The 11,739-nt window shown below is 48.8% G+C and carries 12 protein-coding genes and 1 pseudogene; 5 read left to right on the top strand and 8 right to left on the bottom strand.

The genetic code is table 11. The annotated features are described in order from the left end of the window. Nucleotides 1–76 precede the first annotated feature (76 nt). Together ACQ4MX_RS11510 and mscL are read left to right on the top strand one after the other, a co-directional pair. A pseudogene (locus ACQ4MX_RS11510) lies at nt 77–430 on the top strand (ISL3 family transposase); the annotation flags it as partial. A 180-nt stretch (nt 431–610) separates the two neighbouring features. Beyond that, nucleotides 611–1,105 (top strand): large conductance mechanosensitive channel protein MscL, encoded by a 495-nt coding sequence (mscL, locus tag ACQ4MX_RS11515; RefSeq protein WP_431090671.1) that lies wholly within the window; start codon nt 611–613, stop codon nt 1,103–1,105. A gap of 93 nt (nt 1,106–1,198) precedes the next feature. Here the strand turns inward: mscL and ACQ4MX_RS11520 are convergent, their stop codons facing one another. Beyond that, entirely contained in the window at nt 1,199–1,900 is a 702-nt protein-coding gene (locus ACQ4MX_RS11520; protein ID WP_044646567.1) for a histidine phosphatase family protein, read from the bottom strand. Between the two features lie 75 nt (nt 1,901–1,975). Then, a complete protein-coding gene (locus tag ACQ4MX_RS11525; RefSeq protein WP_025682722.1) occupies nt 1,976–2,269 on the bottom strand; it encodes a hypothetical protein in 294 nt (97 codons plus the stop codon). Nucleotides 2,270–2,443: 174 nt separating this feature from the next. On the opposite strand from ACQ4MX_RS11525, the gene ACQ4MX_RS11530 reads away from it, so the two are divergent. Then, nucleotides 2,444–3,076 (top strand): NUDIX hydrolase, encoded by a 633-nt coding sequence (locus ACQ4MX_RS11530; RefSeq protein ID WP_431090676.1) that lies wholly within the window; start codon nt 2,444–2,446, stop codon nt 3,074–3,076. A gap of 8 nt (nt 3,077–3,084) precedes the next feature. Here ACQ4MX_RS11530 and ACQ4MX_RS11535 read toward each other — a convergent pair whose 3' ends face one another. Together ACQ4MX_RS11535 and ACQ4MX_RS11540 are read right to left on the bottom strand one after the other, a co-directional pair. Next, nucleotides 3,085–3,873, bottom strand: coding sequence for a TrmB family transcriptional regulator (locus ACQ4MX_RS11535; RefSeq protein ID WP_431091309.1), 789 nt, complete (start codon nt 3,871–3,873; stop codon nt 3,085–3,087). Between the two features lie 65 nt (nt 3,874–3,938). Beyond that, nucleotides 3,939–4,793, bottom strand: a complete 855-nt coding sequence (locus ACQ4MX_RS11540) for a zinc-ribbon domain-containing protein (RefSeq protein ID WP_431090677.1) — start codon at nt 4,791–4,793, stop codon at nt 3,939–3,941. A gap of 309 nt (nt 4,794–5,102) precedes the next feature. On the opposite strand from ACQ4MX_RS11540, the gene ACQ4MX_RS11545 reads away from it, so the two are divergent. After that, nucleotides 5,103–7,535, top strand: a complete 2,433-nt coding sequence (locus ACQ4MX_RS11545) for a UvrD-helicase domain-containing protein (protein WP_431090678.1) — start codon at nt 5,103–5,105, stop codon at nt 7,533–7,535. Nucleotides 7,536–7,728: 193 nt separating this feature from the next. Here ACQ4MX_RS11545 and ACQ4MX_RS11550 read toward each other — a convergent pair whose 3' ends face one another. Continuing rightward, on the bottom strand, nt 7,729–8,025 hold the full coding sequence (locus tag ACQ4MX_RS11550; protein ID WP_134911359.1) for a hypothetical protein: 297 nt from the start codon (nt 8,023–8,025) through the stop codon (nt 7,729–7,731). Nucleotides 8,026–8,116: 91 nt separating this feature from the next. Between ACQ4MX_RS11550 and ACQ4MX_RS11555 the strand changes: the two genes are divergently transcribed. Then, nucleotides 8,117–9,073: a hypothetical protein gene (locus ACQ4MX_RS11555; RefSeq protein ID WP_431090679.1), complete on the top strand. Its 957-nt coding sequence runs from the start codon at nt 8,117–8,119 to the stop codon at nt 9,071–9,073. 493 nt (nt 9,074–9,566) lie between these two features. Here ACQ4MX_RS11555 and ACQ4MX_RS11560 read toward each other — a convergent pair whose 3' ends face one another. The 3 genes from ACQ4MX_RS11560 to ACQ4MX_RS11570 are packed head-to-tail and all read right to left on the bottom strand — an operon-like array spanning nt 9,567 to nt 11,697. Then, nucleotides 9,567–10,439, bottom strand: coding sequence for a MetQ/NlpA family ABC transporter substrate-binding protein (locus tag ACQ4MX_RS11560; RefSeq protein WP_431090682.1), 873 nt, complete (start codon nt 10,437–10,439; stop codon nt 9,567–9,569). A 22-nt stretch (nt 10,440–10,461) separates the two neighbouring features. After that, entirely contained in the window at nt 10,462–11,232 is a 771-nt protein-coding gene (locus ACQ4MX_RS11565) for an SDR family NAD(P)-dependent oxidoreductase (protein WP_431090683.1), read from the bottom strand. Between the two features lie 3 nt (nt 11,233–11,235). Next, the gene (locus ACQ4MX_RS11570; RefSeq protein ID WP_014279572.1) at nt 11,236–11,697 is read right to left on the bottom strand and encodes an S-ribosylhomocysteine lyase; all 462 of its coding nucleotides are present in this window, start codon (nt 11,695–11,697) and stop codon (nt 11,236–11,238) included. Nucleotides 11,698–11,739 lie beyond the last annotated feature (42 nt).

Consider the following 11,739-nt stretch of genomic DNA (forward strand, 5'->3'; position numbering starts at 1 on the left):
TGTTTCTATTCAAAGAACTTTAAAAATCTAAAGGAGTTGGTCGCTGCCAGCTCCTTTAGATTTTTCGCCGCTATAACTGTTAAAGATTTTGGATTATTCGCTCTTGCTTCAGCAAGTCCATGCATGGAAAGAAGCGTTCAGTGAGTGGTATGACTGTTCGCCAGACGTCCACACCGCGTATAGTCGGCTTGATGCTTGGTACGTTCAGGGAGAGCAATTGCAGCATCCGGCTGTTGCCGCCTGCTTAAAAACCATTGGAAACTGGCGGACAGAGATCGTTAATTATCACCGTTGTCGGTGGACCGACGCGGCGGTTGAAGGCAGAAACAACCGAATGAAGGCTTTTCAACGGCGGCATTATTTCACTCGTAACAGGAATCGTTACGTACAGGGACTCCTTGTTGAATGTAACCAATCTCGCTATGGTTAATGTAAATCAAGCACTAACTTTGGTGTTGAGCCACTTTTATGAGCTTAAATATAAGAATGTTTATATGAAAAAGAAAGGATATTTCTTCTCAAGTATACTTGGACAACTCTGGAATTGCCCTCCGCTGGCATAGCATGTATTATAAATAAATGATTTTATGTAAAGAAGGTGAGCACTCATATGAGCGGAAAAGGTTTTATTAAGGAGTTTAAGGAATTTGCTGTACGGGGAAACGTGATTGATCTCGCAGTCGGTGTTATCATCGGTGGAGCTTTTGGCAAGATTGTCACTTCTGTAGTAAATGATATTATTATGCCTCCGATTGGTAAGCTTCTGGGCGGAGTGGATTTTGCCAATTTATATTATGCAGTCGGTGCTACCGAGCCTTATAACACAGACGGCACTCGCATGACTCTGGGACAGGCCAAGGAAGCAGGAATTGCGGTTATGGCATTCGGACAATTTTTTAACGTTCTGCTCGACTTTATGATCGTGGCCTTCTGCGTGTTCCTGCTGGTCAAAGGGATCAACATGCTGAAGCGTAAAGAGGAAGAAAAACCTCCTCAGGAAAAAACGATCAAGGAATGCCCGCACTGCCTGTCGGAAATTCCTGTAGCTGCTACCCGTTGTGCACATTGCACTTCCAAGCTGGAAGGGTACGTAGAAGCACGCTAACGGTTTAGTCGGCCAAAAAACACATATGACTACAAAAAGCGGCTTAGACGATGCAACGTCTAAGCCGCTTTGATTATAGTATTGAAGGCTTGATCAGCTAAAATTGGTGATGATGCCGCGGGGTCTGACGGGTAAGCCCTCTGCGTATAGATGGGAGACGTCACCGAAGCCGATGCAACGGGGAGTCGCCCACTCCTTGGAACGCTCATCAAACAAGATCGTGGTAACGGAACTAGGCGGCATCCAGAAACCGGACCAGACCAGGGCCAGTGGCAGCTCCAACAGATGGGCAAGCCAAGTCAGTCCGAAGCCGCCATGGCAAAATACGGCCACCCGGTCTTCGGTATGCTTCAGAATCCGATATTTCCCCCCAACCCGCTCAAAGCCTTGGCGATTCAAGAATTCATCGGAATGAAGCTTTAGCTGCTCGAACGTTTCAGGACTTTGCGTTCCCTGATAATAGGAAATCTCCTTCCAAGAGTCATGGGTCGGCAGAGGCACCTCAGAGCGGATAACTTCACCGGGTAAATCCCAATGAGAGAGACGGCCGTAGGGAGTTTCCTCCAGCTTCAAGCCCAACTCCTGCGTCCAGTGCTCCACTTCATGAGTCATACCGAGAGAATCGGCGGTGTATCGCATCGTATCCAGCGCACGTCCCATAGGAGAAGCATAGATACGGTCCAGTCCGTGACTGGACAGCCTTTTGGCCAATGCCTGAGCCTCTAAGTGCCCTTCCGGAGTTATGGTATTGTTCGGATAATCGGGATCTGCGTGCCGAATGATATACAATCTCATATTTCTTTTCTCCGTTCCTATGAAATGACAACAGGACAGCTTTATCTCATCCTATCCGTTAGCCCTCCTGATCTCTTAATGCTTATTCAGCAAGGTTTCCAGGATAGCACGTAAATCCCGGTCTTCCTGATAGACTTCCTCACCCGTATCCAGCTCAATAACCCGGATATATGTATAATTCGCTCTGGCATCGACTGGCTTGAAGATCAGTTCCTCCGGATTGTCCGGACGGACATCATAACCCATATTTTTGAACATATCCGTGATTTGCTCGATTCCTGGCTTGCCTCCGCTTTCCAGCATAATCAGCCCGCGCAGCTCCTTGGGTTCTTCCGGATGCATGACCCGAAAATGTACGATACATTCCATGTAAAATCGCTCCTTTCGATCGTATACCTATTTTATGGCGTAAATCTCCATGTTCCCAGCATACCCCAAACCCCACTCCACATTCCATAGCCGCCTTCATATCGTCAGGACGGAAAACACGTTATACTGTGAAATAGACCTTTTTACATCTGCTTATAATGAGGAGGAACCACGATGACTAGCGAGCTTCTGGACATCTATGACGATGAAGATAATCCCCTTGGCACAGCTTCCCGCCAAGATGCACACGCCAAGGGATACTGGCACCATACCTTTCACTGCTGGCTGGCACGAGACACCTCAACAGGCCGCCGCTTGCTCTTTCAACAGCGCCAGGATACGAAGGACACCTTCCCCGGCTACTACGATATTACGGCAGCGGGCCATTTAACGGCAGGTGAAGATGTATCTCAGGCAGCGCGTGAGCTGGAGGAAGAACTGGGCATTCACGTTCCCTTTACCTCATTGACACCGCTGATGACCGTTCGTTATGAGAGCAAAGGAACCGCACAGGGCATATCTTTTTGGGACCGTGAGGTCAGCTCGGTGTTTGGTTTGCTGTCGAACCAGCCATTGGAGCACTATCGTCTCCAGCAAGAAGAAGTGGCCGGGCTGTACGAAGCAGACCTCGAACAAGCACTTGCCCTCTTTGAAGGACGTATTCCTTTTCTCGAAGCCAGCGGCATATCCTCGGGGCCGAACCCCGAACAATATCGCCGCCTGATTACATCGGATCAATTCGTTCCTCATAAGACCGGATACATTACATCTATATGCCGGGCTCTGATGAAACTTCCTGCTCTATAATTTTTATTTTATTCTCCAGCCGACATATATTTACCGATAATGCCCTCATACCGCCAGCCATACCGGGTCGACAGCTCGCTGCCCATGTCATGCTCCAGCTCATACAGAATCAGATCCTGGGCAAAATGATTCAGCAGCAGTCCTGTCATCACCGGATGCTCGGTAATGAGCGCCTGTGTCGGGCAATTCTCTCCCCGCATGCCCAGCATGCACCAGCGCCGATCAATGACAAAAGAAAATTTGCGCCCCGAAGGTTCCTGTCCGGCCTCATGAGACGCACGCGGCAGCCATGGCCCAAGCACACTCTCTCCGTTATCGCAGGACCATAGCAGCCGCACACCCCGTTTTTCGGCTTTTTCCAGCTCTGTCCGCAGCAGTTCAGCTTCCTCACGCCACAAATCCAGCACAATCTCATGCTCCGCCCGTTCCAGCTCACGTGTCAGGCTTTCCAGTACATTCCGGTCGCCTTCCGCGTTATAAAAGGTCGGCTTGGCCGGCTCTGCTCTCGGCATTTCCTTCTCGACCGCACGCAGGGACTCCTGTAACTGCCCTTCAATCATCCGGGTCAGCTCACCCGATGGCAGCATGCTGTAACGCACAGGTTCTCCCGCACTCGCCCTGAGATACCCTTGCCCGGCCAGACGCTGCAAAGCCGCGTATACGTTGGAGCGTGATGCACCCAGACGCTTGGCGACTTCATAGCCGGATGACGCATTTTGCCTCGATAGCTCGACCATAACCTTGGCTTCCATTTCCGTAAATCCCAGATTCCGCAGATGATGCAGCAAACGCTCCATATGTTTTGTTCCCCCTATGCTGCCCGGCGTTCTGTCCATGTCCTGCGGCAGCCTGTTCGGCTGCGTCAAATCTGTTCAGCTCCGCAACGCGGGCACCACTTGGAGCCTTTGGGCAGCTCGGCTGTGCAAATTTGGCATTTCACATTCTCGCGTACCTGTGCAGCCGGAGTTGCCGGCTTCTCTGCCTCGGAGTTGTTGGCCTTCCAGTATCGAATGCGCTCGTCCAGCTCCTCCTGGCGCTCCCGTTCACGTTCCAGCTCCTCCAGACGGCGATGCTCTTGCTCCAGCTCTTCCTGACGACGGCGCTCCCACTCTTCATCGAAGGCCGCCTTTTCTTCCGGTGTAAAGTCGGACACCGTATAGTTGCGTTCCAAGCTGGATGGTTCGTGTGTTTCATGCAGCTTATGCTGCTCCAGTTCATGCCGATCATACGGCTCATGTTCTTCGTAATTATTGTGGGCAGGCTCAGCACTCTTGGCTGGCTCCTCGTGCTTGCGCAGATCAAACGAATATACGCCCGTTGGCGCCTCTTCACGCACAGCAGCTACTTGCTTGGAAGCAACCTGTCCCTCATTCAGCTTGCGCCCACATTTCGGGCAAAAGTTCGCATCCAGCGGCACAACAGCTCCACAGGTGCATAAATGAGCGTTTTTCAGCTCTGCAATTCTACCGCGCAGCTCGTCAATTTCATCCTGTAGCTCATCACAAGCGGTAGATAGCTGTGTCATTTCCTTTTCTGCCACCGACATATCGGATGCCCGGTAGCCTTCATAAAAAATTTGACCCATTCGCAAAAAATGAACATCCATTTCCTGCTGAATCGCTGTAATTTGTGAATTTATTTTACTAATCTCGACAGCATGCTGTGCCTTTTCTGTAGCGCGATTCGCGCCTTCCTTAATACGTTGAATCAGCTTCATCGTGATTTCCTCCCTATATCCAGCCGGATTTCCCCGTACCGTGCATATATCCAAGTTTTTTTCTGTTGGCAAACCTCGAACTCCTGTATAATGGAATGCGGTCATATCGCCTTTTGAAAGGATGCAAGCATCCGCGGCAACGTTCTGACATTCTAACAATCTGTTCAGACCCGCATGCGTTTCAGCATATATTTCAGTCTATTGTCTTGTTCTCAAGGTCAGCTCATGCTGACTAGAACTCTATCATACCAAAAACTACCCCCATTTGTGAAAATGGAAGATTTTATAATCGAAAGGGGTTTCAGGATCATGGACCCAAATCCTGCTTTTTACCCCCGTCCTATCGGGGTTCCTTATTCAACGTCGAGCCCGCAGGCCCGCCGTGCTTCTATGGATACCAGCACAACACTGGTATCTGACAGTGACCGCGACTCGGCTTATTTTCGCGCTTTGGAGAACGCGGGCATTCACTTGAACCGCCCGCAAATCCAGGCGGTCCGCCATGGTAAAGGCCCCCTACTGACACTAGCCGGGGCAGGCTGCGGCAAAACCACGGTGTTGGCCGCCCGTGCGGGCTACCTGATGGCGCTGCGAGATGTTCCTGCATCGTCTATCCTGCTCGTGACCTTCACCAGCAAGGCGGCTGCCGAAATGAAGCTGCGCATCGCAGGCCTGCCCGGTGTGCGCCCGGCTGCCGCACGTGCCGTCCAAGCGCGTACCTTCCACTCGTTCGCTTTGGCGATGCTGCGGCATCGCGGTGTGCAGGATGAAGTATTCGGCGAAACGCAGGCCCAGCACACCGTTATGAAAATGATGCTGCGCCAGCTCGGGCTTAGCGAGGCGTTCCAGCCTGAAAGCCTGCTGTCCGCCCTCTCCGCCTGGAAGGCGGAAGGCCGCAGCGCGGACGAGCTGCCGGAAACCGTACGCGAGGAATCGGATGCCAAGCGTGCCATGCTCGCTTATGAAGCGTGGAAGCAGGAACGTAATAAAATGGATTTTGACGATATTCTGCTGCGTGCTTCTGTTCTGCTGCGTGACCCGGATGTGCTTCAACCGCTTCAGCGGCGTTTTTCCCACATCATGGTCGATGAGTTTCAGGATACGAATGCCCTGCAATATGAAATGGTGCAGCGATTGGCTGCCCGTCACCGCAATCTGATGGTCGTCGGTGATGATGACCAGACGATCTACACCTTTAACGGGGCGCGTCAGGAATCCATTCTGGAGTTTGACAAGGTTTACAAGGATGCAAAGGTCATTACCCTTGATATTAATTACCGCAGCGATGCGCGGATTTTGGGGCTGGGCTCCAACATTGTCGCCAAAAACGTCCACCGACGCTCCAAGCGCCTGTCGGCTGCCGGACGTGAGGGCCTGCCTCCACAGTTTGCCACGCCTTCCGGGCCGGAGGAAGAAGCGGCGCATATTGTTACACATCTGCTCGGACAGGTAGAGGAAGGTCAGCTTCGCTACCGGGATATCGCTATTTTGCACCGGACAGCCAGCGGAAGCCGTTCTATTTTTGAGCAATTAATCATGCGGGATGTACCGTTTATTCAGTACGGAGCCGGAGCGGTATTTTATGACCAATCTCTGATTCGTCCCTTGATGGATCACCTGCGTCTGTCGCTGAACCCCCGGCGGATGGAATCCATTCCGAGTACCCTTGGGCCGCTGTATGTCTCCCGTGAAGCGGGGATGGAATGGATTATGCGCGAGGAAAAGCAGCAGGCTAAAAAATATCCGTTAATCCATCTCAGCCGCTGGGATCGGCTGCGAGACTTTCAGCGTGAACAGGTGAAGGAGCGTATTCGGCTGATTCGTAGCCTCACTACCATGAAGCCGACCTATGCCATTCAGGAAATGCGGCGCGTCTTCTATGATAAGTATTTGGAAAGCGGCGATACGGGCGCGTGGACTCATTATAAGGAAACGATGCAGGAAAGTCTGGAGGAGCTGGAAACGGCGGCGAAGCGTTTTGACACGGTGGAGGCGTTCGTCAGCTTTGCGGACGAGCTTTCCGAGCGCCACCGTCAGATGGAATCGCTGCGCAGAGAGGAAGACAGCGATGCTGTCCGCCTGATGACGATCCACCGGGCCAAAGGACTGGAGTTCCCTTGCGTCTACTGGATCGGCGCCAGCGAAGGCATCCTGCCGCACAGCTCTGCGTTGCACAGCGAGCTGCCAGAGGATCGGCGGGCAGGCGCAGCCCCCGCAGCGGCCGTAGATAACGACGCGGCGCTGGAGGAAGAGCGACGCCTCGCCTACGTGGCCGTCACCCGGGCGAAGGAGCTGCTGTACATCACCTCCCCTGCCTCCAACCACGGCAAGCCTGCCGCCGTGTCGCGTTTTCTGCTGGAAGCCTACGGGGTCACACCCCCTGAGGCTTCCAAGCCGGAAACGCGGCGCACCAGCTTCGGCCAGCCGAAGGGGACTTCCGGGCAAGGTGGCCGCGCTAACAGCGGAACGAACGCGTCCGGCACGGCTACCCGCGTGAGCAGCAGGCCCGGACCGGGCAGCGGGCCAGCGCGGACGGCCTCGTCGGTGGCAAGTACACGGGAGGAGCCACGCATCAGCGTGCCCGTGTGGAAATGCACCGACGACGCCTGCAAGGCGTGGATGCGGCGCGATACGACAGGCGCCCGCCGAACGACGGCTTTGGCTGGAGCAGGCACGCCGCCGGTGTGCCCGCTCTGCTCATCCCCGATGACAGAGGGGACACGCAGCATCCCGGCCAGATAGGCATAAACTAAATCATTCTTCCCCTGAAAAAGTATAAAAGCACCATCAAAACCACTAGCTACATGGTTATGATGGTGCTTATTGTTCATTATATATCTGTCATTTTCTATTTATACCTTTTCCATAAATACTTTAAGAGAGTGGAAACAGAAATACGCTTTTGTGAAAGGACAACAAAGCGACCTTTCATGTTTTAGTCTTCTACAAAACGGATATAAGGACGTTGAAAATACCTTTGGTCTGACACGAAGTAATATTCTTTCCCCACAACAAGAGGAGGGATAACGGACTTTGAAGAAATATATAATTTTTTAATCTCGCCTCCGTTAGAGGCATCGCTTTGGATGACTAAGTAATCATCTTTAACTTCGACTAATTTAGCGGTTTCACTTGGATGAGATCCTGAATAATAATAAATCAAACCAATGATTAGTGAAATAAATACAATTTTTAGGATAAATGATGAAATTTTATTTTTTGTTACTGACATTAGAATACACCTCCAATAATTGATCATTATACTATATCTATAATATTATTGGGAATAGAATTACAATATTATTCCACTTTGGAGGTAAAAGATGAAAAAGAAGACAGGATTACTCTCGCTTGTGGTAGTTGGACTCCTTGCATTTTCTCAAGGCTCAGTTAGCGTGGCTAGTGCGGCAGAAATGGAGGTAATGGACTATACTCCACTGAAAATTGACAACAATCTAACGGTTAAAAAATTTTCTGATGGCCGTATTGAGCCGATTGAGAATGCAAAATCTTTGACGGAGAAACAACAAGACGAGGTCTTAAGCGAAATGGGTTATACCGAAAAAGAAAGTGAAGAACTCTCTGAGGCAGAGAAAGTTTATCTCATTACTGAGGGTGGAGTGAAAGTTAAAGTAACCCAAAGTGAAATGGTTCACAAATATTTTGATCTTAGTGGTAAGGAACATATAATTACACCAGAAAATGAAGCTGAAATTAACAAGATCAAAGAAGCTGATTTAAAAAAAATAAAAGGTGATAAGTTTAGCACATCTGCAATGGGATCTGTTAACGACGGTACTTTTTCAGGCACTTCTTCAATTCATTATATGGGGAAAACAGCTAATGGTAGAGAGTACAAGTATTCATACAGAACACATTTTAACTGGAGCAACATCCCTTGGATTACCTTATCTGATAGGGTAGCGCATGCTTTCCAATCCCATACTTCTGCCATTGGGTCAAAAGCTGATTTCTTTTATCGTTCAGCAAATGGAAACTGGCATGATGGTGAATTTAGTAATATTGACCAATCACAAATTTTGGGAACTATTGGGTCAGTCCGCTTAATACCCATCAAAGAGCAATACGGAACTTTATATACTGAAGTAAGAATACCAGAAGCACATGGTGGCGGTACAGGAAGCTTTGCCAATAGTTATGCTCATTCCTACACTGAGGTACCATTCGCTATATCTTTAGGTTCAGTGAGTATCACTGGGACTGGATTAGGCGATTTTTGGAGTTGGAGAAGCAATTTCACAATTGGTCAATGGGACTAGTAATATTTTTGACTGGAAAATGACCGCTTTATGGCCCGCCACTGGACTTTTGCTGTAGTAAATTTGTATCATGGAAAATCAAATAAGGAACAGCACCACAGCTTTCGGGCTTAGGTGATCAGGTCGGCCAATGTGCTGGCCTTTTTATATAATCCTTGCAGCATCTTTGGAACTCTTGCAGTTCTTACTCCATATGAAAAAACAAGTAGAAGGATATAAATTTCACTTTGTCGAAGTATGCTGTCATGGGAGGTGTTGATTCATTGGGTTTCTGGCAATTGATAATCGCGTGGATATGTATTGTTTGTTTGGTAATTATTTTTAAAAATAGGGTTAGCAAGTGGCTGCTCTATCCTTTGTCGCTTATTTGCATATTCGGTACATTGTGTTTTTGGATTTATAATCAATAAAATGGGCAAATAGAGGAAATCGTGAGCATCCTGTCATTCCTCTATCGCTCAACTATGATTTTAACGACTACTACTTCCGAGTATTACTTTCCTTCCAAATAAGAAACAGGCTCTTTAACCTCTACCTTGGTGCCGCCAAATTCATCTTTAATGTATTTTTGAGTATCCTCATTATGGTAGAGAGCCGCTAATTTTTGCAGTTCTTTGTCATTTTCCTTATCGGATGTAGTAACCAGAACATTAATATTGTTTTTGGTGGCCTGACTGATCTCTTCGTGGAACAAGGAATCCTTCAGCACATTCAGGCCACCCTCTAGAGCAATCGTATTCCCGATCAATACCAAGCCCACATCTTGAATAATACGCGGCCCTGTTTTATCATCGATCAACTCGAATTTCAGGTGTTTGGGATTGCTGGTAATATCATTGACTGTACCCAAGGCATCATCAAAGTCAGCTTTAAGCTTAATTAAGCCGGACGCCTCCAACAGCTTCAATCCTCTTGCCGTATTGGCCGGATTATCTGCCAAAGCCACCAAAGCCCCGTCCGTCACTTCATCAATGCTTTTGAATTTTTGTGAGTAAATGCCCATCGGCTCCAGATAGGTTGTGGCAATAGCCTTCAAATCCGCCTTACTTTCCTTGTTGTAGGTAACGAGATACGCCCACGACTGGAATGCATTCACATCTACTTCGCCTTCCTTGGTGGCATTGTTCGTTTCGATCCCGCCGTTAATTTCCTTCACTTGAATATCCAGCTTGGCATCCTTGGCTGCTTGAGATTGGGCAATATGCTTCCAGATCTGTGCGTCCGAGCCCATGGAGCCGATGACTATTTTCTGTGTTTCCGAACCGGAAGTGGAGCTGGCACCACTACTGTCAGAGCTTTTATTGCCACATCCTGCAGCTACTAATAATAAACTGATTCCTAATAGTAAAACGAATGATTTCTTCATCTCTACTTCCCCCCAGATCTTGCTAGTGCATCGTCATTCCGCCTGTAACATTAATCGCTTGTCCTGTCATATATGCGGAGAGCGGACTTGCCAAAAACAGCACCACATTGGCGACATCCTCCACCTCAGCCGTTCTTCCCAGAGGTACCTGAGAACAATCTTCCTCATATATTTCTTGAGCGGTCATTCCACGAATGACGCCCCCCTCAATCCGTTCCCGATGCTTCATCGGCGTTTCTACAATGCCGGGACACACCGCATTAACCAAAATATTTTGGGGCGCAAGCTCAATCGCCATGACCTTGGTTAATCCGAGAACCGCGTGCTTGGAGGCGCAATACCCTCCCATCGCCCGATATCCATTTTTTCCAGCCTGCGAAGCGATTTGAATAATTCGTCCCGGCTTATGAGCGTTCACCATTTCTTTGGCAAAACGTTTGGACGTCACATATAATCCGGTTGAATTAATAGAAAATACCTTCTCCCAGTCTGCTAACTCGCTATCAATGACATAGTCCATCGTGGAAGTGCCCGCACAGTTTACCAATATATCAGGGACTCCCGTTTCGCTGAACAGTACATTACACCATCTCTCAATATCGTCCGGCTTGGAAATGTCCAAATGAGTTTCAACCAACTGCGGATTGACCACTCGATACGGCTCTTCATAAGAAATATCAGCAGAAATCACTTTAGCCCCGCTTTTCATGAAAAGCTCCACAATTCCCTTGCCTATACCCGATTTGCCGCCTGTCACTACCGCTGTCTGGTTAGATAAGTCGATCGAAATCATAAATTAAAATACTCTTTTGAAAGGATCTCTGCTAATACCAGCTTCCAATACAATTTTCACATATTCCTGCGCCGAGAAAAGAGAGTGGTCCTTGTAGTTCCCGCATTCCAAAGGCGTGACAGCCGGAACCTCCGTCGTTTCCAGAATCTTTTTCAAGGTTTTTTCCAAAGCGACTGCAATTTCTTCAGGCTCATGTTCGTTCCAAAGAATCAAATAGAACCCGGTTCTGCATCCCATCGGAGAAATATCGATAATCCCTTTAATTTCATCTCTCAAATACGTCGCCAACAAGTGTTCCAGCGTATGTACAGCGGCTGTTGGAATTGCATCTTCATTGGGCTGTAAAAATCTCAAGTCATACTTTTGAACTGTGCTTCCTTTTTCGTCATGCTCTACTCCGGCTGCTCTTACATAAGGGGCTTTTACAATCGTGTGATCTAATTGAAAACTTTCTACTTTTGCCATTTGTCCCAACCTCTTTTTCTGTAATTTATATTGAATAGATGA

This window comes from Paenibacillus sp. 8b26 (assembly GCF_050626875.1).
Taxonomy (GTDB): Bacteria; Bacillota; Bacilli; order Paenibacillales; family Paenibacillaceae; genus Paenibacillus.

Coding starts and splice junctions, on each gene's coding strand:
- mscL (WP_431090671.1), top strand. CDS start 611: ATGAGCGGAAAAGGTTTTATTAAGGAGTTTAAGGAATTTGCTGTACGG.
- ACQ4MX_RS11535 (WP_431091309.1), bottom strand. CDS start 3,873: ATGGAGCGTTTGCTGCATCATCTGCGGAATCTGGGATTTACGGAAATG.
- ACQ4MX_RS11555 (WP_431090679.1), top strand. CDS start 8,117: ATGAAAAAGAAGACAGGATTACTCTCGCTTGTGGTAGTTGGACTCCTT.
- ACQ4MX_RS11525 (WP_025682722.1), bottom strand. CDS start 2,269: ATGGAATGTATCGTACATTTTCGGGTCATGCATCCGGAAGAACCCAAG.
- ACQ4MX_RS11540 (WP_431090677.1), bottom strand. CDS start 4,793: ATGAAGCTGATTCAACGTATTAAGGAAGGCGCGAATCGCGCTACAGAA.
- ACQ4MX_RS11550 (WP_134911359.1), bottom strand. CDS start 8,025: ATGTCAGTAACAAAAAATAAAATTTCATCATTTATCCTAAAAATTGTA.
- ACQ4MX_RS11545 (WP_431090678.1), top strand. CDS start 5,103: ATGGACCCAAATCCTGCTTTTTACCCCCGTCCTATCGGGGTTCCTTAT.
- ACQ4MX_RS11560 (WP_431090682.1), bottom strand. CDS start 10,439: ATGAAGAAATCATTCGTTTTACTATTAGGAATCAGTTTATTATTAGTA.
- ACQ4MX_RS11520 (WP_044646567.1), bottom strand. CDS start 1,900: ATGAGATTGTATATCATTCGGCACGCAGATCCCGATTATCCGAACAAT.
- ACQ4MX_RS11570 (WP_014279572.1), bottom strand. CDS start 11,697: ATGGCAAAAGTAGAAAGTTTTCAATTAGATCACACGATTGTAAAAGCC.
- ACQ4MX_RS11530 (WP_431090676.1), top strand. CDS start 2,444: ATGACTAGCGAGCTTCTGGACATCTATGACGATGAAGATAATCCCCTT.
- ACQ4MX_RS11565 (WP_431090683.1), bottom strand. CDS start 11,232: ATGATTTCGATCGACTTATCTAACCAGACAGCGGTAGTGACAGGCGGC.